Origin of the sequence: Rhizobium sp. 3T7 (genome assembly GCF_020166565.1) — a bacterium.
Taxonomy (GTDB): domain Bacteria; phylum Pseudomonadota; class Alphaproteobacteria; order Rhizobiales; family Rhizobiaceae; genus Rhizobium.
Genome location: NZ_JAIQXS010000016.1, coordinates 98,790 through 120,530, shown reverse-complemented (window position 1 = coordinate 120,530; position 21,741 = coordinate 98,790). Strand labels below are relative to the sequence as shown.

Below are 21,741 nucleotides of genomic sequence, written 5' to 3'. Positions count from 1 at the left end.
GACATCCTCACGCTTCCGGCGCGACGTAGCGCGGGAAGACCGGCTTCGGCGCTTCGAGCGGCGTGCCGGAAACCAGACGAGCGGCCTCGCCCAGCGCTGCGAAGTCGCGCTTTTCGGCGGGAGCAGCCACGAGATCGAGCAGCTTGCCGGCCGATTCCGGCATAAAGGGCTGCAGCAGGATGGCGATCTGGCGCACGACCTCGGCCGTGACATAAAGCACGGTGCCCATGCGCGCCGGATCGGTCTTCTTCAGCGCCCAGGGTTCTTGGCCTGCGAAATAGCGATCGGTCTCGGAAACGACCGCTATGATCGAGGCCACCGCACGATGAATGAGTTGCTTGCCCATGTCGTCACGCGTCGACGCGAGCAGCGCGTCGGCCTGCGCCAGCATGGCTTTGTCCTCGTCCGTCAGCGGACCACATTCCGGAATCTTGCCGTCGCAGTTCTTGACAATCATCGACAGCGAACGGCTGGCAAGGTTGCCGATCCCGTTGGCTAGGTCGGAATTGATGCGAGTGCCGATCGCCTCTTCGCTGTAGCTGCCGTCCTGGCCGAAGGAGACTTCGCGCAGGAAGAAGTAGCGCACCTGATCAAGGCCGAAATGGTTCACGAGATTGACCGGATCGACGACGTTGCCGAGCGATTTCGACATCTTCTCGCCTTTGTTGAGCAAGAAGCCATGCGCGAAGACGCGCTTCGGCAGCGGCAGCTTCGCGGACATCAGGAAGGCCGGCCAATAGACCGCATGGAAGCGAATGATGTCCTTGCCGATGATGTGCACATCCGCCGGCCAGTACTTGGCTCGAGGGCCGCTCCGATCTTCGATATAGCCGGTAGCGGTAAGGTAGTTCGTCAGGGCGTCGACCCAGACATACATCACATGGGCAGGATCGTTCGGTACCTTGATGCCCCAATCGAACGTCGTGCGCGAGACCGAGAGATCCTTGAGCCCTGACTTGACGAACGAGATCACCTCGTTACGACGCTCGGCCGGCCCGATGAAATCCGGATTGGCTTCGTAGTGCGCCAGCAGCTTGTCCTGGTATTCAGAGAGCTTGAAGAAGTAGCTCGCCTCTTCCACCCATTCGACAGGCGTGCCTTGCGGACCGTAGCGCACGCCGTCGGCGCGCAGCTCGGTCTCGTTTTCCTGATAGTAGGCCTCGTCGCGCACCGAGTACCAGCCGGCATAGGAATCCTTGTAGATGTCGCCATTGTCGGCCATCAGATTCCAGATGTTCTGGGATGTCTGGTGGTGACGCTCCTGCGTCGTACGAATGAAATCGTCATTCGATGCGTTAAGAAGTTTCGCCATCGACTCGAATTCGCCGGAGTTGCGATCGGCAAGCTCCTGCGCCGAGATGCCTTCGGCGCGCGCCGTCTGCTGCATCTTCTGGCCATGCTCGTCGGTGCCGGTCAGAAAAAAGACATCCTTGCCGTCGAGGCGCTGGTAGCGCGCCATGGCATCCGTCGCGATCAGCTCGTAGGCATGGCCGATATGCGGCTTGCCGTTCGGGTAGGAAATCGCGGTGGTAATGTAGAAGGGTGTCTTGTCTGTCATGGCGGCCATTCTTGTCCGGCTACTCTATAAAATTTGTCAGCCGCTCTTAGCGCATGTCATGGCGAAGCGAAACACCAAGTTTTGAAAGCATCGGCGATTTGGCAATCGCGGGCGTGCTGCACTTGACTCGATTTTAGGCGCATTCTACCCAAAGAAAACTCAAAGGCGGGGCATCAGCAACGTGACATCTCCATCACTCGGCGGCATCATTTCACGCGCAGGCTCGAGGTCAGCTGTTTGACCGTCCTTTCCAATTTCGATCCCCTCTATTCCCTCTCGGGGCTTCTCGTCGGCGCTCTTGTCGGCATTACAGGCGTCGGCGGCGGATCACTGATGACGCCCTTGCTGGTGCTTGTTTTCGGCATTCATCCAGCCACAGCCGTCGGAACTGATCTGCTTTACGCCGCTGTTACCAAGACGGCCGGAACGGCAGTCCACGGCATGCACGGCAGAGTGAACTGGCGCGTTGTCGGCTGTCTTGCCGCCGGTAGCGTTCCGGCCGCCCTGCTGATGCTCTGGGTCATGGCAGGTGTCGACCGCAAGAGCGTCGACGTCGCCCACACGATCACGACAGCCCTTGGCTGGCTGCTTGTCATGACCGCATTCATGCTGGTCTTTCGCAAGCAGGTCCTAGCACTTGCGCTTCGCTCCATTGGAGAGCGCTCTCCGCCCAAGCCGATCACGATCGCCATCTGGACGACCGTGCTTGGCCTGGTGCTCGGGATCCTCGTGACCCTGACGTCGGTGGGCGCAGGAGCGCTCGGCGTGACCGTGCTGCTCGTGCTTTACCCGCGCCTTGATGTTCGTGAGATCGTCGGCTCGGACATCGTCCACGCCGTTCCGCTGACGCTGATCGGTGGTATGGGCTACTGGATGATCGGCGAGATCGACTGGGGAATGCTTTTTGCACTTCTGGTGGGCTCTATCCCTGGGATCATCGCCGGCAGCCTGATTGCACCGAAGCTCGATGAACGGACAATCCGCATCGTGCTGGCGCTGACGCTTGCCGTCGTCGCGTGGAAGCTGTTCGCGACCTGATCAAGGACCAGCTTGTTTGATGTCTCCGAGGATGCTGAGGATCGTTTGCTTGCGATCCAGATTGTAGGCATCCGAAACCGTCAGCCGCTCGCCGATGTCGGAATGTAGGCGGGCCAGCCGCTCGGCGGCCGCAACCTGCCCTGCAATCGCTGCGGCCCGTGCCTTGCGCATCAGATCTTCGCCGACATGGCTGGTGAAGAATTCAAAGATCGTGTCACTGTCCTTGCCGGAAAGCGCATCCGCTAGCCGGTGCATCGCGCGGCGGGCTGATGCTCTCTGCGCTTGCAGAACCTCGTTGTAGGCGGCGATGATCTCGGCGCCGCCATAGTTCACCAGCTTCAGCGCCTCTCCGACGCTGCCGTTCGCGGCCGCAAGAAGGTCGCGATCGGCGGCCTCGATACCGAGATGTGCGAGCGCCGCACCGAGGGTGCTGTCTTCAAGCGGCGCAAGCTTCAGCGGCAGGCAGCGCGAGCGAATTGTTGGCAGCAGTTTCCCCGGCGCATGCGAGATCAGCAGGAACAATGCACGCTTCGGCGGCTCCTCGAGAATTTTCAGGATCGCATTCGCGGCATTGCGGTTCATGTCATCAGCAGGATCGATGATGACGATCCGCCAATTGCCGGTGCCCGACGTCTGTGAGAAGAAGCGCCCTGCCCGCCTGACCTCATCGACCGTGATGGCAGATTTGACCTTGCCCGTCTTCTCATCAACGGGCCGTGCCAGGTGAAGAAGGTTATGCGACGCGCCAGAGGCAATCTGGCGACTGACAGACGAGGCCGGATCGGGATCGCCCATCAGCTCCGGCGCACTGGCAGGATCAGGATGAGTCAGCACATGATTTGCAAACCGGAACGCCAGCGTTGCCTTGCCGATGCCCGGTGGCCCCTCGATTAGAATCGCGTGGTGGCCTTTGCCCGACTGGTATGACTGCGCGAGGAATGCCTCGGCGTCTTCATGACCAAATAGCTTCATGTTCTCGGCTGGCCAAATGGCGCCGTCGAGCAATCCCGGCCGTTCATCACTCATGTGCTGCTTCCGCTACCTTCGCCGCAGCCGGATGCGACAAACGCTGCCAGACGATCTCGACAATCTCCGCTGCGATGGCCTCTTCGGTCTGCATCGCATCAATGACGTGGCAACGGCCAGGCTCCCAAGCAGCTATGTCTAGAAAGGCTTCCCGGCGCTTCTCGTGGGTTTCCAGCTCTTCCTTCTCGAAGCGATCGGGGCTCACATCGCCGGCCGCACCTCGCCTCCGGGCACGCTCCAGACCAGCCCGCGCCGGCAGATCGAGGATCAGCGTGCAATCCGGGACGATGCCGTTGACGGCCACGCGCTGCAGAGCCTCGATGAATTCCGATTCCAGATTTCCGGTCACGCCCTGATAGACGCGGGATGAATCCATGAAACGATCGCAAAGGACCACCTTTCCGCTCATTAGAGCCGGTCGGATGACTTCCTCAACGTGATCATTGCGCGCTGCTGCAAAAAGGATTGCCTCCATTCGTGTTCCGAAGGCTTCGGCAGCACCCGACAGAAGCACATGACGCACGGCTTCCGCGCCTGGCGAGCCACCCGGCTCTCGTGTCAACAGCACGTCGTAGCCTCGACCACGAAGAGCCTCGGCGAGGCGACGGATCTGCGTCGACTTTCCCGCGCCCTCCCCGCCTTCAAACGTTACGAACAATCCAGAACCGGATGGCAATGACTACTTCCTGCATTACGGCGCTCGCCCGCACCACTGCCGTACATCTAGCGGAAGGCGGCGAAAAGTGAAACCGCCCCGACGACAACTCTCACCCTGAACGGCGAATATGGCGATCACGTGGGTTCGGGCTTATCCCACAGCCAGGAGAACAGCAACGTTTCGGCGAGCTCCATCAAAGCATCGACGGCGCGGCTGCTCAAAGAGCCGACCGCCACGGTCTCCTTCGTATAGAGCGGCACCTCACGCAACAGGCGGCCAGCCGCAAAGATGCGCAGCGTCCCTATTTCATGACCGGCCGCCACCGGAGCCATCAACGGCCAACGATAAACAATGCGCGCCGACAGCCGCTCGGGATTGCTGATCGGTATATAGACACTCACAGGCGTCTTTGCGACGAGGTCGACGCTGCGCGAGGTTCCACCATAGACACTGGCCTGGCCGATCACTTCGGCATCGGCAAAAATCTGGCGGCTTTCGAACGCAGTCAGCCCCCATTCGAGCACTCTTTTGGCTTCTTCAGTGCGCTCCTTATCGGAGGCGATGCCGCCCAGTGCCATGAACAGCCGCCTGCCGTCGCGCTCTGCCGAAGCAACGATCGAATACCCTTCTCCCTCGGCAAACCCGATGGCGAGACCGTCAACGCCCATGCTGACACCGAGCAGCGGGTTGCGGTTACGCTGGAAGATCCTGTTCCATTCGAAATCGGGCTGAGAAAAATACGAATAGAGGTTCGGATAGGACTTTTGCAGTTCTGCGGCCAGCGTCACCATGTCGAGCGCGGTCGTCATGCTCTTGCCGTCCGGAAGTCCGGTCGAGTTCCCGAAGATAGACCGTACCATTCCGAGCGTTCTGGCACGCCGTGTCATGGCCTCCGCAAAGGCCGGCTCGCCACCGCTCATCCCTTCTGCAAGAATGATGCAGCTGTCATTGGCGCCCTGAATGGCAGCGCCCTTGATGAGATCCTCGACGCGGACACTCGATTTGAGTGCGGCAAACATCGTTGCCGTGCGCGATGGCGCGCCGCCAGTTCGCCAGGCATATTCCGAAACGGAATATTGCGTATCGAGGGTAATCTGGTTCTTCGCGAGCGCATCGAAGACGAGGTCCACCGTCATCAGCTTCGCGAGTGAGGCCGGCGAGAAGGTCTGATTCTCGTTCTTGGCAAGAAGCACAGTGCCGGTCGATGCCTCGATCATGTAGGCTTGCGCCGCCTTGGTCACAAAGGAAGCGTTGGTATCACTGCTTGCGGCAACGGCGCCCGTTGCAAAAGGCAGAAGACAAACACAGAGGCGAACGAGACGCTTCAACACCGAAAACCCCACAGCTCGGGCGACCTTGAAGATGCTAGCGGCGGACCGAGAACGACGCAATGGCCGCCTTTACTCGGCGCGCGCTGCTCCCGCCTTCTGCCGTTTGAAGGATGCCAGGATGGCGTCCTGCGTGAGCCCATCGTTGCGAACCATCACGGCGTCGAAAGCGAGATCGACCGTAACGGTCTTTACGCCCTCTTCCTGATACCCCATTGCGAGAGAACCCTGCGGCCCTCCAAAGGGACGCTCATAAGGGAAAGGACCAAATTCCGGCAGAACGACCATCTGCCCGGCCGTAGGCTCTGCCAGCGGTGCGCTGCCACCAACGGACGGTGACGGCATTGGCGTCGGAACCGGCGCGGCGTTGTAGCTGGCGCTGGGGGTCGAGCCGGCATAGGACGTCGCCGAGACCGGCACCGGGACGTTCTCAGGCTCAGGCGTGAAGCCGCCAAAGCTCTGGAGCTGGTCAGCCGTTATGCGCTTGCTGTTGGAGGCAACCATGACGCCGGTTGCGATCTGGCCGCCACCCGGGTTAATGCCCGGCATGCGGCTGCCCTTCGGCACATAGGAGGCCATCAGATAGGGCATGTCGTGACCATCCATGCGGGCACGGCCGACATACTGAACTCGGACTTTTCCGGTGCCGCTATGCTGCAGATCAAGCATATCCGCCGTCTTGTTGGAGAGGTCGATGATGCGCCCTTCGTGATAGGGACCGCGATCGTTAACACGCACGATGATGGACGAGCCGTTTTCCGTATTCGTCACACGTGCATAGCTCGGCAGAGGAAACGTCGGATGCGCCGCGGAAAGATGCATCTGATCGTAGACTTCGCCGTTTGCCGTCAGGCGACCATGAAAGGCTGAGCCGTACCAGGATGCGATGCCGACCTTGTTGTACGAGAAATCTTCCTTCGGGTAGTACCACTTACCCTTCACCACGTATGCGTTCCCAACCATATAGCGACCGCCGCCCTTCGGGATATTGTTGCCGGACGCAACGCGTGGACTGGCCTTGACGCCGTATTCCTTCTCCGAGAAATATTCCTTGCCGTGGGCGTGCTTCGTCGGCGTCGGCGCGGTGCCACAAGCCGTAACCGTTGCGCAGATGAGCGACAGTCCAACCCATCGCATTCCCGTTGCGAATGACGCCGCCCCGTAGTCTCGTTTCATATGCCCCACGCCGCTCAAGACCGTTATGGTTAAGAAATCTGCCCCGATCTGGGCCAGACACCCCTAATCCCACCAACCTAATGAGACTTTAATCATGTGGCTTTCATGGCAAATTTGCGAAGCATTTCGCCAAGATAGGGAGAATTCTAATTAATATGGTTAACAAGTCACTAATTTAAGGCTCTAGGCAACGCGCTCGGCGCCCAGCCCAGCAGGCGGTTCGGCAAGAGAGCTTCCTTGCCGTGGTAATCGCTATTCCAGGGCTTCAGCGCTTCGCTGAACGGCCGGAACGTACGAACCTCTGCAATGTCCTCTTCCTGGCGCGTGCTGAAATCGGGCAACTTTGCGAACTCGCGTATTCCCCGCCGATATCCTTCAATGGTTTCGAGAAGTGGATCTGAGGTCGTCGATGGCGAAACCCCTACCGACGTCGTCATTCGAGAGACAGACCCGCCTGCCAGGCATATTCGTTGATCGTGTTCATGAAGCCGATCTTGTGGCCTTTGGTGGCGCCCGTTTGCTTCCATATCGATGGTGATGCATCCCAGCGTGCTCGCATTGCCCGCGGTGCAGTATCCATCGTATCGGGCTACCCTGGAAACTGCTATGCCAACTACGACATGGCTGCTGATGGCCGTCGCTGCGGCAACCGAAGCGCCATGTCCCGTCCCGTAGGGTATTGAAGTAGGCGTCGAACCGTGGTGATTGACTCCAGCAACCTATATGACAGGCTGGTGCAATTCGGACGCCGACTAGGAGCCTATTGCCATGACGAACGAACGATTTAGCGAATGTCTGCTCCATATCCGATGGACCCCGATCAATATCGCGTCGGCGCTGCAGTGCGAGCTGTCATGGATCGAAGCGCTAGAAGCCGGGAACGAGGAAGTTCCGGCCGAACTTGCTGCGTGGTTGGAGACGCTGGCGAAGGCACACGAAGCTTTGCCAGCACCAGAGGCTTACCGGGGCAAGAGTTCAAAGCACTAAGCGAAGTTTAGTAGAGAAACGACGGGCTATGTTTTTCTCAAATGCAGCAAAGGTCACAGCTGTATTGGCGCTGGTGTTCGCGATTCTGAATGTTGTGGTGGGCATCGCTATCGCGAGATTGCCAGCCGGCGCGTACGAGCACTGGCACGATATACGACCTCCTCCTCATCGGGAGAAGTGATCGACCGCGGTATCTGCATGATCATCTTCGCACTCGCCCTGGCACTTTGGCTGAAATTGGATTTCGGTGCGTCGAAAAGCAGACACTCAAGAAATCTCTTAGCCTCGGCCGGGAGCACAACCCAATCCTCGACATCATGCGGCTGTCGGCAACCTCTTCAAGGAGAGGCGCTTGCGCATGGCCTACTACCCATCCGCTGCCGACGCCCTCGCCCGTTTCGGCAACAAGCCGATGCCCGAGCTTCGCTGCAAAATTTCCAAAGAATTTGGTTGCCACCGCGGACATGATGACGCGCCATTCAATGACGAGTGCAAGATCACCTATGGCAGCTCTGGCGAAGAGATGCTCGGCATTGCGCCGCGCGCACCGAAGCCTGATCACATGCGGACGCTGGGCGAACTTGCCCAGCACGAGAAGCTGTTCGCCCCATGCGCTGAGTGCAAGCGCCGGAAGCCGATCGATCGGTGGAGATCCCGCGCAGGTTTGGGAAGGCTTTGACGCTTGGCCAAGTCGCCGGTCTGATGCGCTGCAAATGCGGGCATAAGGGTGCACGATTGATGTGGCGACTTTGTCGCGGTGAGCATCCTTCGCAAACCTGCCTTACGGCCTCAGGCATTTGCAAATGACAGTCGAGCCGCGCACCGAGCATGACGGGTCTTTCACAGGTCTCCACTGCGATAGTTCTCTAGAGAAGGTGGATTTCACGAAGTCCTGAATCTCATCCTGAACAGGACTGACATCGCGTGGGATGCTGAAGCAACTCCCAGTTTGACCCGATGTGAAGCCCAGATAGTCAAACGTGGTCCAGCCTCCGGCCTTTTGAAGAAGGGTGTCTCCCTTAAACCCCGGCGAACGGACGGCGGTTTCAATCTTCCTCAACCTGGCAGGATCCTCGTTGCAAAACCAAACTGGATTGTCTTCCTGCCAACTCTCCACCGTGCAATTGGCCCCAGCGTATACGCCCGTAATGGTATTTCCCCACGCATCGGCCTCATTCACATCAATTATCTTAAGAAGATACGGCCAAGTCGCCTCTAAGCCAGTATCGAAAACTCGCACCATCTTGAGCGTCCCGTTGCGAAACTCTCCCTTCAAGTCAATTCCATCGGCGGCCAACTCGTCAACGATGGAGAGGAAGTCTGGGTAGGGAAGACCGTTAACTGACAGGAGACTTATGTTCTCTTTCACCCCACGGATATGTTCGAACTTTTTACTCCTTAGCGCCCTTATGATCCGAACCGTAGATTCAGCACCGCGTCTTTTGACTCCTCCGACGGCGACAGCATAAGCACTCGAGGAACGACCGGCGAAATAGTCCCATCCCTCTTGGTCCGCGCCGTTCTCCATCAGCAGGTCAATCAAACGATCATCAGCCTGCGCCAACAGAGCTTCCTTCACAAAGCTCCGCTTGAATCGCCCATCGGCAAATCCATTTCCGTCGACGTTCCCGCGACGTAAAATAGTGCGAGCGCTAAGAAAATCGTTCTCCCCTATGGCCGTTATTAAGGCGCGACCATCATCGGTAACGGGATCTGCGATTGCCGCCTTTGGCAATCCGCAATTAAGTAAGAACGGCACTAGTGTCATTGCGATGAAATGCGGCCATCGTCGCGTGATACGTCGAGGAGCGACAATCATGTGCTTACCTTGAACCCGCCTCTATGAGGCGTACTTTCCGCCGTCGCCCGCTCGGCTATAGATTGCTTCTAGGGAAACTGCCACGGGATTGATCGAGGTTCTGGAATGTGCGGACGAATCTACATCAAGGCTACGCTCGAGGAAATGCTACAAAACTTCGCGTTCTCGGCACGGCGCGATGTGGAAGCCCTAAGCAACCAGTTCCCGCGATATAACGGCGCCCCTTCCCTCTACTATCCCATCATCATCCGGGACATGGTGCGGGAACCCGACATCATGGGGCCAGTCTTCGTATCTGCCCGTTGGGGTCTACAGCCATCCTGGATGAAGCCCGGAGGGCGTCCACCGCCGATCAATGCTCGTCGCGAAGGCATCGCGACCAACGGCCTGTTCAAGTCCGCGTACCGATCGCGCCGCTGCTTAGTGCCGATCAATGGCTACTTCGAATGGAAGGACATTTATGGGACTGGCAAGAACAAGCAGCCGTATGCGATTGCCATGGCTGATGACAGCCCGTTCGCGCTCGCGGGCATCTGGGATACGTGGCGAGATCCTGCCACCGGCGCCGACATTCGCAATTTCGCGGTGGTGACGTGTCCGCCGAACGAGATGATTGCAGACATCCACGACCGCATGCCGGTTGTCCTGCATCGCGACGACTACGAGCGCTGGCTATCGCTAGAGCCCGACCCGGGCGACCTGATGAAACCCTATCCGGCCGAACAAATGAAGATGTGGCCAATTGACCGAAAGGTCGGATCGCCGAAAAACGACACGCCCGACATTATCGAGAGGATCGATCCTGATCCCGAACCGACGATGATGTGAAAACGGCCTTCCACCTCACACTCCAAAAGCTCGAAGGCGCCTTTTGTATCAGTCCTCCTATACCTCCGTATGATTCCGCCAGAACGGCTGTGAGTTACCATTCACTCACAGTCCGCGCCTTTGGTTGGTGCAGATCGTTTTCGAAGGAGAATGCCATGTCCACGTTCAGCAAAGCCGCAGCGACGGGATTGATCGCGGCAGCCCTCGCGGTCGCGTCGATCGTCGCCACCACTCCTGCCATGGCCCACGGCCACGGCGGAGGTCATGGAGGAGGTGATCACGGCGGCGCCGTTGGTAGTGACAACTTCAGAAACGACCACGGGAATTTCGCCGAGCACAACGATGGTTTTGCTGAAAGTGCAAATCATACCTTTGGCGGATTTCACCGTTTCCGCGACAATGGGTGGGATGATTGCTATCCGGGTTGGAGGCAAGAGCGCCACGTCGATACCTTCCAGAGGGCATGCGACTGATCGGCCGCTATGAAGCGATATCTCGCACGCACAAATGCTTGGTAGCGCTTCTTTATGCTCATGATTGGATCAGTATCGGACCTCTTATTGAAGCTCCGAATCCTGCTCAATCTCGACGACAATGCCGCGCCGAAGCGCCTCGTTCCTCGCTTCCTTCAGCCTGGTTGATGAGGAAGACGAGAAGATCGGCTGCCGGCCCCTCGGGCTCCGCCATGTCTCGGGCGACGTTCAGTGCGAAGATCAATTGAGGGATCTTGGTTTCTGGCATGGCTTCGTATTCATTGGATCCCAGCGGGAATATAGGGCTCTGGACGATCGACGAGCGCGCCGCCGAGTGTCACGATGTCACCGCAACAGATACCGGAAGCGTTACCGTATCGACAGCGAGGCTTATAAGCTTGCCGAACATACCGCTCCCCCTCAATCGTGACCGATGCAGCGTCCGGAGAGATAGTTCCGGAGTGTGTAGCCTTCGAAAGCCCAGATCTTGTTGCGAGCATTATCGCGGGCGATCTTGCGGCCGATCTCCTCGTCGAAGTTCTCGGGGGATGCCGCGGCGCTTTCACCAGTGACGATGAAGCCGTTGGTCAACGTCAGCGCGCACCGTCAGCGTCATGCCTGGGAAGACGTAGAAGTCCTCCTTGTCGATCTGACGGTCGATCTGCTGAGGCCGAAGGCGAGAAGCGTTCAGGCCCTTGCTCTGGATCTCGGTTTCGATTGCTGCTTCGTTGACTGGCATTACCGTCTACCTCTGGTGGCTTGCCGAAAATGAAAAACCCGCCGACCTTGAAGGTGGCGGGCTGTTGATGCCGGTCGAGTCCTATCTACCTTGATCCTTCGCGGCTCACTCGCTCGGGAGGTTCTAACGCTGCCCCTCGGCCGGACTCTGCGTCATTGCGGGGCGTTGTGGCAGGCTCTCGCGGGCACTGATTGGTGCCAGGCTACCCTCCCGGCTTGGCCGCTGTCCACGGCCCGAAGCCGTGGTCTCTATCGGCGGGTAGCAGCGCGGGCGATATTGCATCGGATTTTAGAAGCTGCATGAGCCGTCGCCTCTGGCCTTGAAGCCATCTGCGCAGGCGAGGTTCAAAGGTTCGTTCAGCGAGCGGGCCCCCGGCCCACCGGGGGTACATGACGAACTGATTGCGGCGAGCAAGAGAAAAGCGAAGGCTGTGATTGGCTTGTGCAAGCGGATCATGGGAACTCTCCAAATTGAGCATCCTACAAAGCCTGACCGCCGAAACCTTCCGATACCAAATAAATCGGTCTTAGTTCCGGGTTCGGGACCTGCTGAAAACAGCTAAGCGGCGGTAAGCATCCCATGTCCCCAACAGGTCGAGTTGTTCAAGCGACGCGCAGGAAGGTTAAGGGACAGCCCATGACATGATGAACCTGTATTCGCCTGTTGGAAAGAGGAGAGGCGAGATTCCATGCTTTTGAAGGTTGCGACGGGCTCTCTGGCGCTAATTCGAGCCGCAAAGGCAGCGTCTGCTTGTCGTTGCCGAAGATATGCGAGACTATCCGCGCACCTGAGGCCTGGGCAATCTCCGATGATCGGACAATCCCATGCTTCTGAAATATCTCCTGGCCCAACGAGCCGGGATGCAGATGCCCTCGACCGAGGCGCTGTCGTCGATAGAAGCTGTTTTTCTTCGCCTCCGCCCATTCCTCGGTGTTGCGAGGATCATCGCGCCAGTGCAGCCGCATGATCTAATGCGGCTGCATGATCGAGTGACGCTTGCGGGCGAAGAGAGTGCCAATCCCGTTGACCGAAGAAACCCAGATGACGCAGTCGGTGTTACCGCACAGCGCCAACGATCACCGCGGCCCATATTCTCACCGCCCTCGCCCGATATGACCGATCCAGTCAGCGGGTTGATGCGCATGTAGTCGTCGTGCTGCGACCCACGCATCTCGGGCTCTACGGCGTTCCTCACTCGGGGCATGGTGCCAGGCTACCCTCCCGGCTTGACCGCTGGTCCACGGCCGAAGCCATGGTCTCTGTCGGCGGGCAGCAACGGCTTACCCTGGTTCTATGCCGCGTTAGACTGGTTTCGAGGGCGTCTCTTCGCTCTCGGCGGCTCTTCGATCCGCAAGCAACGAATCCAAAGCCTTATGTTCTGGGCCAAACGGGCGTTGATACAAAAATGAAGTCACGGGAGTCGTCGTTTCATGACCGCCCGACGATGGGTTGCCACGGTGAACAACTACCTCTCTGTTTGTTTCTTCGTCGATACCCAGAAACCACCGATCACCATTTGTGCTGGAGGCAAATTCTCTTAGATTTTCCAATTTAGTGCTCCTTCTAAAGGTAAAAGTAAGAGCTTGGAGCTGGAATTACGATGAAATACTTCGCCGGGCTTCACTCTGTCTAGGTTGGGCGTTCAATCCGGTTCTGGCCGAATTACTTCCGTCACTTCCAAGATCCGGTAGGCCGATGGAATGCGTGGCGCTTTCGCCTCCTGATAGCTATACGCTTCCATCATGTCGCGGACGACGTCCGACATCGCTCCAGATGCCAACCGCGGCCCTAGGTCGCCCGGTGAGGCGCGCAGAGTATGCCCCGCCTCGATAATCTGGGCTCGCTCCTGCTCATACGTCCATTCCGTAAACGCTCTCGTCATGCCGCGTCTTCCCCTCGATATGGCCAGAGGCCGAGTTGCTGCCGGAGTGCCACGAGGATCTCATCCTCATAGGTAATCCGTATTTCATGGACCGGGCGCCGCGACGAATGGCGCCGAAGTCGATCGCGTTGAAGTCCGAGACGAGTGACGGGCGGCGGACGAGATCCGGATTGGCGATGAGAAGACGCATCGGCATACAGCTCGCCGGCGTTGCCCGAATTGCCAGTGATCAGCATCAAGACCAGGCGAAGATGCTCCTCGCCGTGCCTGCGCCCGATTTCGCGGACGGTGGGCTTGCAGAAGCACTCCCGGGCGCGGCGGCTGGTCGGGCTGTGGTGCTCCCGAAGAGTGACGCCGCACTCGCGATCTTGAAGATGTTGACGCTTCTATTCAACGAGGCCTCTCAGCGTCGGCGGCTGGTTCCGTTCGTCTGCTTCTTCCATTACGAGCTTCGGATACCCATGTTTGCAGAGCCCCCTGCCTCATTGCCGGTCATGGAACAATGTGACGCCGCAGCGCATTTGGCTTTATTGACATCCCACACGATTGGAGCGTAGCTGTGTTGGTACACCGATGGAAAAAGCCCCTCGTGCTTGGAGATAGCCGCATCCGCATCGTTGTCGGCTCCCCCGAGGAGGCTCTGACCTGGCTCATCCATGAGCCAAACCAGAGCACAGCCAAATGGCAACGAGCATGGCAAGCTTGCCGAGCGGTCATTGAGGGTCGGATGAGGGCCGAAGACGCCAAGTCCGCCGTTCAGCTCGCGGCTGCGCGCTAAGTCGCCAATACTGATGCCGTTCGGGGATCTGTTCAACGCTCACCCCGCCATGACGCTTGTATTCAGCGGTGAGGTAGTCGACGACTGCCTTGGGCTCCTCTAAGCCGGCCGCTTCCATTGCTTGCTGACACCCCTTCAGCGAAAGCTCGTCGGCGCGCTAGTTTCCGACCGTTCCGTTGCGGCCCTTCACCCATGCGATTGTCAGACCGGTGCTAGCGTTGAGCTTGGCGTCGATCTCCTTCCACAGGTCGAGGTTTTGATCTCCCCGGTCTCCGGCTTCGTGGCGTTCGGGCCATTCCGGCTCCAACCGTTGCGCTTCCACTTGTGACGCCAGTCGTTGCAGCCGTTGACGACATACACACCATCGCACCAGATCGTGACCGGCTTGTCTTTCATGAAGGCGTGGAGCACTCACTGGATGGCTTTGAGCATGCGATGCATTTGGCCGCGGCAGCTTCTGATTGTCGGGAAGATCATACTCGACGCGCTCGCGTGGCAGGTTTTCAGGCAGGCGTCTGCGGCCGCGCTTCTTGTCCTTCGCCCCGTCGACGGATGCCAACCCGTGTCCGGAAGGTCGACGACGTCGTTCTCTTCGCTGTCGGCGTCATCCTCATCCGCAACCTGCTCGGCTTCGTTGAAGATACGATCAACCTGCTTTTCGCTGCGCGGCGCAAACCGATGTAGCCGTGCAAGCGCCAGCTCTTCCTCGAGCTTGACGACGCGCTGCGAAAGCGCTTCCTTCCGGCTTTCAGCGCGGCGATTTCGGCAGCATTTGCCGCCAACGGCGCCATCAGCTCTGCAACGCTCGGTTCGCCGGTTCGCGTCATCGTAGTTTTGAATCTGAACCGCCACCCCGCGTCAACCGCTCAATTCGCCGCCTCAGCCCGCGACCTGATATTGTCGAACCGGATGACGGACCATCGCGTCGATGTCGATGCCATCGAGGATCCAGTGCAACTGCTCGGTCGTAAGAACAACGACCGGCACCTCACGGCGCGGCCATCGGAACTTGTCCTCGGTCAACCGCTTCAGAACCAGCGCAAAGCCCGACCGGTCGAAGAACAAGAGCTTCATACGGTGGTGACGACAGCGGCACAGGATGGACCTGCTTGGCCCGTCTCCCTCACCCATGAGTGGACGAGGCTACTGGCAAAGTCCGACCTGCCCCGTATTCGCTTCCAGGAGCAACGGCACTCCCACGCGACGCAACTACTGGCGGCTGGCGTACATCCGAAGATCGCCAGCGAGCGCCTCGGACACTCGACGATCGGCATAACCCTTGATCTTTATTCGCACGTGATGCGGGGGATGCATGCAAACGCCGCAGAGCAAGTTGACGCGGCCATCAAAGCTGCTAAAAAGCCAGCCGTCGAGTGATTGGGTAGCAAATCGGTAGCAAACGCCGATTCTTTGAAATCAACAGAATGTGGATTTTGCAACCTTTTCAATCGGATGGAAGAGTGTCCGAGTGGTTTAAGGAACCGGTCTTGAAAACCGGCGTGCGGGAGACCGTACCGTGGGTTCGAATCCCACCTCTTCCGCCAAAACTCATTGATTTCATTGCATTTTATTGAGTTTTCCGGCGAAAATAGCAGATTATCATAACGCATTTTTAGGCTCATTTCAGCCGACGGGAACTTTCCGTCACGCCGTCTGTTTTTACTATGCAGCGCTTCCAACTCGCTGTGGGACTATGCATCGCCCAAGTGCAAGTCCGCAATCGGCCCGGCGCTAGCCCCCAGCTCGCCGGGCTTTGCTTTCTTCGCGGAACCTTTGAACGGCACAAAAGTTCACTTAACAGCGGCACCTCTCCTGTAGTGTCGTACGGCTTGCAGCTTTCATGCTGCCAGGCCGTGGTGCCGGAGCCCGGCCAGACCAACGCCGGGCTCTTTTTCTCCAAAGACGAAAAAAGTCCGCCTCCAGGGGAGACGGACCAATTTCAAATGACTATTCGATGTTGCCTGTCGCCACCCATTACTTCTGCGACGGGGCTAGACTGCATCATGAAAGTTAAGGAGTCGCTAATGCACGCGGGGTCCTGCGGGTGTTAGCTGCAGCCACCGGATATGGATCAGGTCAAGAGAAGCCCGCCCGGCATTAGCGCCGACTGGAAGGGTAAGGCCGATCGCTACTAGGCTTCGTCCCAAATGTCCGGATCTTTATTCATCTGCTGAACGATGAGCCCAGAATGGAAGCGGATGAACTGTTCTTGTTGCACCCACCATTGAAATCCGTCTTGCAGTGCAGCGATGAAGTGCGACAGTTCGGACGTGCTGTGCGCTTTAATATCGTAGCGCCGCACCGGAAATTCAGTGTCCATCAAGATATTCTCTTCCCAATCAAGCCTCGAGGAGATTTCATAGCCATCACTATGGGTAGCCCTGTTGGACAATTCCTTCAGTGATTGATATCGCGCAGCCAGTTCCTCCGCGCCGCCGCTGCCCTCCCATTGGTTTACGGCCGAACGGAGTTCTGGATTGTTTTTTATCTGTTCCGAATGGTGTCGAAAATACCATAGAAACAGTTCAAATATCCCATTGTCACGACGTAAATTGCCGCCGATCCCATCTGCTCCAAAGAACCTGCCGAAAGAGGTCCACTGATTGCTTTTAGAGGAGCGTCAATCTTCCGATGTAGCTCTTCTAGTAGCCCCGCAGGTGTGGACTTTTTCATTTTTGTTCGATTCGCCATTCGCTGTCTTTCAGTCCCGTCTCTTTTTCTCAATGACTCGCAATTGCGATAACCCAGTAGTGCCCTGACTGCTAGATAGTCCAGCCTATTGGCAGCCAGCACACGACAACCAAAAAGGCAGACGACTGTCGAAATCGAGCCGGCCGGCGCGCTGCTTGTGTAGGCGCAGGTGGTGACCGCGCCGGTCATAGGTGACTGTGAATAAAAGAGGTACACCTTCATGGCGGCCGGCGCGCATTCTGCGCCTAGAACTTCTTTCGTGGGGTGATGAGATCCCATAGCTCACCGAGCCGATACGACTTGAACAGCAACCAGTCCTTGGCTGCTCCGCGCATCCCGTTGCATTCACGACATGCAGCGGCGAGGTTGTCGGGATGGTTCCATCCCCTCCTCCGCCCAAGCTTCAAGTGCTCCAGCGTCGCCGCAAGCGGCTTGTTCTTGTCGGCGGGGTGGATAGCAAGGATCATTGGTCGATCACAATAGCAGCAGCGACCATTCTGCTTCTGAAAGAGCTCGTGAACGTACGGACGCCTTACCTTCGTCTTCACAACTGATCTCCACGGGGATCAATGAGTGTATTTGAGTGTAGGAGGCATGCCGCAGTTTGCCGTCGTGGGTCCAAGCTCGAAAGTTGAAATGCCTCGGCAGAAGAGAAATATTACCATGACCAGTTGATCCTGCCGCGATCGGTCGACCGGCTTTTCACAGCAAGTGAGGCGATCACAAGCGCCAGCCGCCTGCTGGTCTGCGTCTCCTCTCAATCGACCTTGACAAGCGCGTCCAAGAGAGACGCTATTGGGCTCGCAACGTCGTAGAAAGACGAGGATAGGATGAGGTTCAGCAGACCGGCAGTCGCAGGCGTGGTTGGCGTGGCGGCGTTTGTGTTTGGCGCGTGCCTTGCGGCATCGCTTGCGCTCGCACAGGAAGTCGAGCCGCCCGCTCCATGGGTTAAGCTTACTGGTTCGCATGCCGGAGCGGTCGGAACATGCTCTATCGATGAGCCGACCGACAACGAGGCTTGTTACATGGTCCGTTGCGACGCCAAGAACGGTCTCATTTTCGAGATTGGCGATGCCGCTGTTGGCGAGATGGGCCTGCGATCGGCGCGCTTCGAGATTGGGAGGTATAAAGAGACGATCCGCCTCGACGGCAACAGTCCCGATCGGCGAATGATTGTTCTCTCAAAGCATCCGAAGCTGCTTGCCGCCCTTACGTCTGGCGCTGATTTCGCCACTATGTACGCCGTCGAGGCCGATGTGAAATACAGCACCGGCTATGAACTTACGGGGGCGCGAGACCAGATATCTCGCATGGCAAGGGGCTGCCCAACCAAGCCGTGACGACGGGCAAGGGTTCTGACCGACCATGACGCCCGATTGCCCAAAGCTGCGTTTTGCGGTCGCGCATCCGATGATGCCGCAGGACTGTAATTGGCGTTGCGATCGCTTCGAGAAACACGACGCTCTTCGCCCGGACCCTGGACGTAGAAACCGCATCTGTGATCGGCTGGTCCGGGTCTGCGGCGGTCGTTGCTGCCCAAGCGTCCCGTCTTCGGCGTGATCACTGACTGTCGATTTATGTTGTCGCACTGTCCAAAGATGCAGCTCTCAACGGCTTAGCAAGAGAGCTTGGTTGCGAGCGCGGGCCGGACGCGCAGTTCAACGACAAATGTCAATTGCACTACTACTAGACCGCCGAGCAAAGGCCTGGAATAACTCAGCCGGCGTCGAAGCCAGAGAGTATGCGAACTCTGGGTGAGCTTGCGCAATATGAGGCACTGTTCGCTTTGTGTGTCCGGAATGCAAACGGTGGAAGTCAATCGATCGGTGGGAGATACAGCGAAAGCTTGGGAAGGGATTGACGCTGGGGCAACTCGCTGGCGTCATGCGCTGCAAATGCGGACATAAAGGTGCACGATTGAAGTTGGAGCATCTGTCGCGAGACTGAATTGGTGATAGCAGACGAGGGACTCTGAGATGATGAAATTGAGTTTGATAAGGATCTTCATTCTAGCCTTGCCGGCGCTGCCCCTATCAGAAGCAGCTCGAGCGGACACGCTTCCGCTTTCGAAGATTAATCGCAAAATCGAGAGCCACATTCAGACCAGCAACACGAAGAAGAACGTTCAATGTCTCGCCTTCATACTGAAGGACTTTCAGGAGCGAAAAATCCCCAAGTCGAGAATTCTCGTTACCTTCGACGATCCGAACATTGACGGCATTGGTATCGGACTGGACGAGACGGACGAGAACTACACTTGCGAAGCCGGCGAACTGCGATCCTGGGAAGAAAATGAGTATCAGGTTGCGAAGAGATTTTAGCAGCCGGATGTCTGCCTATCTTCGGCGGGGTCGCATGCCTTGACTATAACGGCGACAGCCACAAGCTTTGATTGGCGAGGAGGCTAATCATGTGCGGGCGCATCTACATCAAAGCAACGCTCGAGGAGATGCTGCAGAACTTCGTGTTTGCCGGCCGGGTGAGGTCGGGAGCCTAAGCAACCAGTTCCCGCGGTACAACGGCGCCCCATCCCTCTACTATCCCATCATCATCCGGGACATGGTGCGGGAACCCGACATCATGGGGCCAGTCTTCGTATCTGCCCGTTGGGGTCTACAGCCATGCTGGATGAAGCCCGGAGTTGTTTGTGAACATCGGACCTAAGTCCGAGATTGATCGGGCGCCTTCAGGACCTTTGTCCGACTGTTCAAGCTGGCCTTGTCCTGCATAATTTGTGCTGTCCCAAACCCCATCGGACACTGGAAGGCTCCGAGCGAACCAACTCGCATCAAACCCTTCGGAGCCTTCCGGAACCCGGGTTGCGCCGTTCGCCCCGAGGTCCTTTCGCTTGGACCTAAGTCTATTCAATCGTGCGACCTTCGGGTGATGCCAGATCACAGGGCGCCCCGTATGCTTCAGGCATCCTCATTCCCAAGGATACGATGCAGCCCGTATATGGCGGACGGACCTACCCTCCGCAGTATCCGGGAACTGCCCGTTGTGGCTCGCACTTTTGCGAGTAGTTATCCGTGATCTGGCCTGCTGTCTTGCTGTCATCCCGCAAGTCATAAAGGAGAGACAGTTATGAACGACGCCAAACCCGCTTTCCTCGCTTTCCGGTACTCTGATGGTACTTGGACGGTTATGATTGTCGGCGAGGAAGGAATCTCCGAGGTTCAAGAAATGACGGCCGCCAAGCTGATCGAGATAATCGAGACTCTGGAGAGCGTGAACGAAGCGCAAGAGACGGACTGGTGGGATATATTCCACTAAAATGGCGTGAGGCATCCGCGATCGCTGTCAATGGGAATCATGAACGGTTTGAGCCGCCGCCGCGCGACCCAAACAGGAAGACTGCGCGTTGACGCCGCCGCTAAAACAAAAATAGCCCTGCCACCGGTTAGGGCAACGGGGACCCCGAGGCGAGAGACCAGCCTTGGGTAACTCTACCTTGCCCTAGTTCGACGCGTAACGTTGTTGGCGAGTTCGCCGGTTGTGGCGAACTGACCGAACAGTGCAGTGAGCTTGGCTTCTTCATTGCGATCCAGACGGTGCAGTGAGCAGAAGTCCGCGATGCACCAAACCTTCGTTGCGGCGATAGGTTCGGCTGCGGTCGAATCGATGTGTTGCATTATGAGTCCTCCCAACGAGGACGCTACCGCAAATTAGCTCAAAGTAAAATAAAACAATCGCCACTAAATTGCAGTTCCCATTGCGATGGCGCTGCCTCCTCGGGAGACGTCGCGATCGTGCGGCAAGTTGAGGTCCGGACAGATAAACCGGTAACCTCCTCCCTGCCGCGTTTGCTATTTGAGCCGATTGGCTGCTTTATCGCAAGAATCCCGATCCGAGCCGTGCGTATTGATTATGCGCCTTGCGTCCGCGATTGCGATCCCATGCTTTTTTGCAAACGGAGCGACCTCGTAGGGGTCCCGGGTTGGTAGCCCGCCATGGTCGGCCTTGCCGCGCCTCGGCTTATTGTATGCCATCTTTGGCCTCCTTCGTTACATGGGAACAATTCATGGCATATTCGGTTGAAGACCGGCGGAGCAAAGAGGCCGCCGAATATCGGCGCCTTTATCGGACCGCCAGATGGCGCCGGATACGTCATCACCAGTTATCGATCCAGCCACTCTGTGAATGGTGCCTCGAACAAGAGGTCGTTACGGCCGCCACTGAAGTGCACCATTCCGATGGCGGGCACAAGGGCGATGTAGATAAGTTCTGGAATGGGCCTCTCCTTTCGACCTGCAAACCATGTCACTCATCAAGAGGGCAGCGTGAAGATCTTGGGCAAGATGTCCTGCTTTTCGATGCGCCCGGAACCACCGCTCCCCGCCTCTGGATCCCTTGCGGGAGAAACTGCGGCAGCAAGAGCAGACACACATCGGATGATCCACCAGTCCCGTATGAGCGTTGAATGACTTTGCTGATTATCTCAAAGTAAAATAGGCTTCCCGACTTTCTCCCACTCCTTTGTCGTTGTGATCCGGTTTCCGTCGTGGCTCACCTCATGCGCGAGGCGACTGTCTTACGTGGCGCCTTCCCCGGTGACGAAGCCTGACCGGGAACGAACGCTTGGCGAAGTCCCGCCGTATGAGGCATTGTTCGCCTATGCCCCATTGCAAGCGGCGCAAACCCATCGACCGTTGGGAGATACAAAGGAAGTTTCGAAGAGGATTGACGCTAGGCCAGGTCGCAGGTTTCATGCGATGCAAATGCGGCCATAAGGGCGCGCGATTGATGGTTAGGAATCTGTC

The 21,741-nt window shown here is 57.7% G+C and carries 27 protein-coding genes, 1 tRNA gene and 3 pseudogenes; 12 read left to right on the top strand and 19 right to left on the bottom strand.

Translation table 11 applies throughout. The annotated features are described in order from the left end of the window. Positions 1 to 7: 7 nt before the first annotated feature. Complete coding sequence (gene metG, locus K9B32_RS20950) at positions 8 to 1,558, bottom strand: methionine--tRNA ligase (protein WP_224565616.1); 1,551 nt, start codon at positions 1,556 to 1,558, stop codon at positions 8 to 10. A 237-nt stretch (positions 1,559 to 1,795) separates the two neighbouring features. On the opposite strand from metG, the gene K9B32_RS20945 reads away from it, so the two are divergent. Continuing rightward, complete coding sequence (locus K9B32_RS20945; protein WP_224565614.1) at positions 1,796 to 2,596, top strand: sulfite exporter TauE/SafE family protein; 801 nt, start codon at positions 1,796 to 1,798, stop codon at positions 2,594 to 2,596. Here K9B32_RS20945 and K9B32_RS20940 read toward each other — a convergent pair whose 3' ends face one another. The 5 genes from K9B32_RS20940 to K9B32_RS20920 form a co-directional block, all read right to left on the bottom strand. Next, entirely contained in the window at positions 2,597 to 3,622 is a 1,026-nt protein-coding gene (locus K9B32_RS20940; protein WP_224565612.1) for a DNA polymerase III subunit delta', read from the bottom strand. After that, positions 3,615 to 4,298 carry a dTMP kinase gene (gene tmk / locus K9B32_RS20935; protein WP_224565610.1) on the bottom strand — a complete coding sequence of 228 codons (684 nt, stop codon included), beginning with the start codon at positions 4,296 to 4,298 and terminating at the stop codon, positions 3,615 to 3,617. The genes K9B32_RS20940 and tmk overlap by 8 nt, the downstream gene beginning before the upstream one ends. A 116-nt stretch (positions 4,299 to 4,414) precedes the next feature. Beyond that, on the bottom strand, positions 4,415 to 5,611 hold the full coding sequence (locus tag K9B32_RS20930; RefSeq protein WP_224565608.1) for a D-alanyl-D-alanine carboxypeptidase family protein: 1,197 nt from the start codon (positions 5,609 to 5,611) through the stop codon (positions 4,415 to 4,417). Positions 5,612 to 5,680: 69 nt separating this feature from the next. Beyond that, on the bottom strand, positions 5,681 to 6,784 hold the full coding sequence (locus K9B32_RS20925; RefSeq protein ID WP_224565606.1) for a septal ring lytic transglycosylase RlpA family protein: 1,104 nt from the start codon (positions 6,782 to 6,784) through the stop codon (positions 5,681 to 5,683). A 433-nt stretch (positions 6,785 to 7,217) separates the two neighbouring features. Beyond that, positions 7,218 to 7,364, bottom strand: a complete 147-nt coding sequence (locus K9B32_RS20920) for a hypothetical protein (protein ID WP_224565604.1) — start codon at positions 7,362 to 7,364, stop codon at positions 7,218 to 7,220. A 188-nt stretch (positions 7,365 to 7,552) separates the two neighbouring features. Between K9B32_RS20920 and K9B32_RS20915 the strand changes: the two genes are divergently transcribed. Next, entirely contained in the window at positions 7,553 to 7,771 is a 219-nt protein-coding gene (locus K9B32_RS20915; protein ID WP_007793480.1) for a hypothetical protein, read from the top strand. 358 nt (positions 7,772 to 8,129) lie between these two features. Beyond that, complete coding sequence (locus K9B32_RS20910; RefSeq protein WP_224565602.1) at positions 8,130 to 8,450, top strand: hypothetical protein; 321 nt, start codon at positions 8,130 to 8,132, stop codon at positions 8,448 to 8,450. A 102-nt stretch (positions 8,451 to 8,552) separates the two neighbouring features. On the opposite strand, the gene K9B32_RS20905 is transcribed toward K9B32_RS20910, so the two are convergent. Beyond that, positions 8,553 to 9,590 (bottom strand): hypothetical protein, encoded by a 1,038-nt coding sequence (locus K9B32_RS20905; protein ID WP_224565600.1) that lies wholly within the window; start codon positions 9,588 to 9,590, stop codon positions 8,553 to 8,555. Between the two features lie 105 nt (positions 9,591 to 9,695). On the opposite strand from K9B32_RS20905, the gene K9B32_RS20900 reads away from it, so the two are divergent. Together K9B32_RS20900 and K9B32_RS20895 are read left to right on the top strand one after the other, a co-directional pair. Then, positions 9,696 to 10,418: an SOS response-associated peptidase gene (locus tag K9B32_RS20900; protein WP_224565598.1), complete on the top strand. Its 723-nt coding sequence runs from the start codon at positions 9,696 to 9,698 to the stop codon at positions 10,416 to 10,418. Between the two features lie 155 nt (positions 10,419 to 10,573). Beyond that, positions 10,574 to 10,891, top strand: a complete 318-nt coding sequence (locus K9B32_RS20895; RefSeq protein WP_224565596.1) for a hypothetical protein — start codon at positions 10,574 to 10,576, stop codon at positions 10,889 to 10,891. A 106-nt stretch (positions 10,892 to 10,997) separates the two neighbouring features. Here K9B32_RS20895 and K9B32_RS20890 read toward each other — a convergent pair whose 3' ends face one another. The 6 genes from K9B32_RS20890 to K9B32_RS20865 all read right to left on the bottom strand — a co-directional run bounded on the left by K9B32_RS20890 (position 10,998) and on the right by K9B32_RS20865 (position 13,708). Beyond that, entirely contained in the window at positions 10,998 to 11,159 is a 162-nt protein-coding gene (locus K9B32_RS20890) for a hypothetical protein (protein WP_318013357.1), read from the bottom strand. A 152-nt stretch (positions 11,160 to 11,311) separates the two neighbouring features. After that, a complete protein-coding gene (locus K9B32_RS20885) occupies positions 11,312 to 11,482 on the bottom strand; it encodes a Gp49 family protein (RefSeq protein WP_224565594.1) in 171 nt (56 codons plus the stop codon). After that, a complete protein-coding gene (locus K9B32_RS20880) occupies positions 11,454 to 11,630 on the bottom strand; it encodes a hypothetical protein (protein WP_224565592.1) in 177 nt (58 codons plus the stop codon). Before K9B32_RS20880 ends, K9B32_RS20885 begins: the two co-directional genes overlap by 29 nt. Positions 11,631 to 12,232: 602 nt before the next feature. Next, complete coding sequence (locus K9B32_RS20875; RefSeq protein ID WP_224565591.1) at positions 12,233 to 12,595, bottom strand: hypothetical protein; 363 nt, start codon at positions 12,593 to 12,595, stop codon at positions 12,233 to 12,235. A gap of 677 nt (positions 12,596 to 13,272) precedes the next feature. After that, positions 13,273 to 13,512, bottom strand: a complete 240-nt coding sequence (locus K9B32_RS20870; RefSeq protein WP_224565589.1) for a hypothetical protein — start codon at positions 13,510 to 13,512, stop codon at positions 13,273 to 13,275. Then, on the bottom strand, positions 13,481 to 13,708 hold the full coding sequence (locus K9B32_RS20865) for a hypothetical protein (RefSeq protein ID WP_224565587.1): 228 nt from the start codon (positions 13,706 to 13,708) through the stop codon (positions 13,481 to 13,483). Before K9B32_RS20865 ends, K9B32_RS20870 begins: the two co-directional genes overlap by 32 nt. A gap of 363 nt (positions 13,709 to 14,071) precedes the next feature. Here K9B32_RS20865 and K9B32_RS20860 point away from each other — a divergent pair, with 363 nt between their 5' ends. Next, on the top strand, positions 14,072 to 14,290 hold the full coding sequence (locus K9B32_RS20860; protein ID WP_318013356.1) for a DUF982 domain-containing protein: 219 nt from the start codon (positions 14,072 to 14,074) through the stop codon (positions 14,288 to 14,290). 157 nt (positions 14,291 to 14,447) lie between these two features. Here K9B32_RS20860 and K9B32_RS20855 read toward each other — a convergent pair whose 3' ends face one another. The 3 genes and pseudogenes from K9B32_RS20855 to tnpB form a co-directional block, all read right to left on the bottom strand. Further along, the gene (locus K9B32_RS20855; protein ID WP_224565585.1) at positions 14,448 to 14,612 is read right to left on the bottom strand and encodes a hypothetical protein; all 165 of its coding nucleotides are present in this window, start codon (positions 14,610 to 14,612) and stop codon (positions 14,448 to 14,450) included. Between the two features lie 95 nt (positions 14,613 to 14,707). Continuing rightward, a pseudogene (locus tag K9B32_RS20850) lies at positions 14,708 to 15,117 on the bottom strand (transposase domain-containing protein); the annotation flags it as partial. Positions 15,118 to 15,169: 52 nt separating this feature from the next. Further along, positions 15,170 to 15,364, bottom strand: coding sequence for an IS66 family insertion sequence element accessory protein TnpB (tnpB, locus tag K9B32_RS29145; protein WP_411969730.1), 195 nt, complete (start codon positions 15,362 to 15,364; stop codon positions 15,170 to 15,172). Between tnpB and K9B32_RS28990 the strand changes: the two are divergent. Together K9B32_RS28990 and K9B32_RS20835 are read left to right on the top strand one after the other, a co-directional pair. Beyond that, a pseudogene (locus K9B32_RS28990) lies at positions 15,350 to 15,667 on the top strand (tyrosine-type recombinase/integrase); the annotation flags it as partial. The gene tnpB and the pseudogene K9B32_RS28990 overlap by 15 nt on opposite strands. A 77-nt stretch (positions 15,668 to 15,744) precedes the next feature. After that, positions 15,745 to 15,834, top strand: a tRNA-Ser gene (locus tag K9B32_RS20835). Between the two features lie 587 nt (positions 15,835 to 16,421). On the opposite strand, the gene K9B32_RS20830 is transcribed toward K9B32_RS20835, so the two are convergent. After that, complete coding sequence (locus K9B32_RS20830; protein WP_224565579.1) at positions 16,422 to 16,613, bottom strand: hypothetical protein; 192 nt, start codon at positions 16,611 to 16,613, stop codon at positions 16,422 to 16,424. Positions 16,614 to 17,226: 613 nt separating this feature from the next. Then, positions 17,227 to 17,529, bottom strand: coding sequence for an HNH endonuclease (locus K9B32_RS20825; RefSeq protein WP_224565577.1), 303 nt, complete (start codon positions 17,527 to 17,529; stop codon positions 17,227 to 17,229). Positions 17,530 to 17,811: 282 nt separating this feature from the next. On the opposite strand from K9B32_RS20825, the gene K9B32_RS20820 reads away from it, so the two are divergent. From K9B32_RS20820 to K9B32_RS20805, 4 genes and pseudogenes are all read left to right on the top strand, one after another. Further along, positions 17,812 to 18,321 carry a hypothetical protein gene (locus K9B32_RS20820; RefSeq protein ID WP_224565575.1) on the top strand — a complete coding sequence of 170 codons (510 nt, stop codon included), beginning with the start codon at positions 17,812 to 17,814 and terminating at the stop codon, positions 18,319 to 18,321. A 636-nt stretch (positions 18,322 to 18,957) separates the two neighbouring features. Beyond that, positions 18,958 to 19,302, top strand: a complete 345-nt coding sequence (locus tag K9B32_RS20815; protein ID WP_224565573.1) for a hypothetical protein — start codon at positions 18,958 to 18,960, stop codon at positions 19,300 to 19,302. Between the two features lie 89 nt (positions 19,303 to 19,391). Beyond that, positions 19,392 to 19,621: pseudogene (locus tag K9B32_RS20810) on the top strand (SOS response-associated peptidase family protein); the annotation flags it as partial. 444 nt (positions 19,622 to 20,065) lie between these two features. Next, entirely contained in the window at positions 20,066 to 20,254 is a 189-nt protein-coding gene (locus K9B32_RS20805; protein ID WP_224565571.1) for a hypothetical protein, read from the top strand. A 173-nt stretch (positions 20,255 to 20,427) separates the two neighbouring features. Here the strand turns inward: K9B32_RS20805 and K9B32_RS20800 are convergent, their stop codons facing one another. Further along, entirely contained in the window at positions 20,428 to 20,613 is a 186-nt protein-coding gene (locus K9B32_RS20800) for a hypothetical protein (protein ID WP_007793431.1), read from the bottom strand. Positions 20,614 to 21,741 lie beyond the last annotated feature (1,128 nt).

Excerpts from the sequence above, each read along its gene's own strand:
- metG (WP_224565616.1), bottom strand. The coding sequence starts at position 1,558 with ATGACAGACAAGACACCCTTCTACATTACCACCGCGATTTCCTACCCG.
- K9B32_RS20940 (WP_224565612.1), bottom strand. The coding sequence starts at position 3,622 with ATGAGTGATGAACGGCCGGGATTGCTCGACGGCGCCATTTGGCCAGCC.
- K9B32_RS20925 (WP_224565606.1), bottom strand. The coding sequence starts at position 6,784 with ATGAAACGAGACTACGGGGCGGCGTCATTCGCAACGGGAATGCGATGG.
- K9B32_RS20920 (WP_224565604.1), bottom strand. The coding sequence starts at position 7,364 with ATGGATACTGCACCGCGGGCAATGCGAGCACGCTGGGATGCATCACCA.
- K9B32_RS20915 (WP_007793480.1), top strand. The coding sequence starts at position 7,553 with ATGACGAACGAACGATTTAGCGAATGTCTGCTCCATATCCGATGGACC.
- K9B32_RS20910 (WP_224565602.1), top strand. The coding sequence starts at position 8,130 with ATGGCCTACTACCCATCCGCTGCCGACGCCCTCGCCCGTTTCGGCAAC.
- K9B32_RS20905 (WP_224565600.1), bottom strand. The coding sequence starts at position 9,590 with ATGATTGTCGCTCCTCGACGTATCACGCGACGATGGCCGCATTTCATC.
- K9B32_RS20900 (WP_224565598.1), top strand. The coding sequence starts at position 9,696 with ATGTGCGGACGAATCTACATCAAGGCTACGCTCGAGGAAATGCTACAA.
- K9B32_RS20895 (WP_224565596.1), top strand. The coding sequence starts at position 10,574 with ATGTCCACGTTCAGCAAAGCCGCAGCGACGGGATTGATCGCGGCAGCC.
- K9B32_RS20890 (WP_318013357.1), bottom strand. The coding sequence starts at position 11,159 with ATGCCAGAAACCAAGATCCCTCAATTGATCTTCGCACTGAACGTCGCC.
- K9B32_RS20880 (WP_224565592.1), bottom strand. The coding sequence starts at position 11,630 with ATGCCAGTCAACGAAGCAGCAATCGAAACCGAGATCCAGAGCAAGGGC.
- K9B32_RS20875 (WP_224565591.1), bottom strand. The coding sequence starts at position 12,595 with ATGCGGCTGCACTGGCGCGATGATCCTCGCAACACCGAGGAATGGGCG.
- K9B32_RS20870 (WP_224565589.1), bottom strand. The coding sequence starts at position 13,512 with ATGACGAGAGCGTTTACGGAATGGACGTATGAGCAGGAGCGAGCCCAG.
- K9B32_RS20865 (WP_224565587.1), bottom strand. The coding sequence starts at position 13,708 with ATGCCGATGCGTCTTCTCATCGCCAATCCGGATCTCGTCCGCCGCCCG.
- tnpB (WP_411969730.1), bottom strand. The coding sequence starts at position 15,364 with ATGAAGCTCTTGTTCTTCGACCGGTCGGGCTTTGCGCTGGTTCTGAAG.
- K9B32_RS20820 (WP_224565575.1), top strand. The coding sequence starts at position 17,812 with ATGAGGTTCAGCAGACCGGCAGTCGCAGGCGTGGTTGGCGTGGCGGCG.
- K9B32_RS20815 (WP_224565573.1), top strand. The coding sequence starts at position 18,958 with ATGATGAAATTGAGTTTGATAAGGATCTTCATTCTAGCCTTGCCGGCG.
- K9B32_RS20805 (WP_224565571.1), top strand. The coding sequence starts at position 20,066 with ATGAACGACGCCAAACCCGCTTTCCTCGCTTTCCGGTACTCTGATGGT.
- K9B32_RS20800 (WP_007793431.1), bottom strand. The coding sequence starts at position 20,613 with ATGCAACACATCGATTCGACCGCAGCCGAACCTATCGCCGCAACGAAG.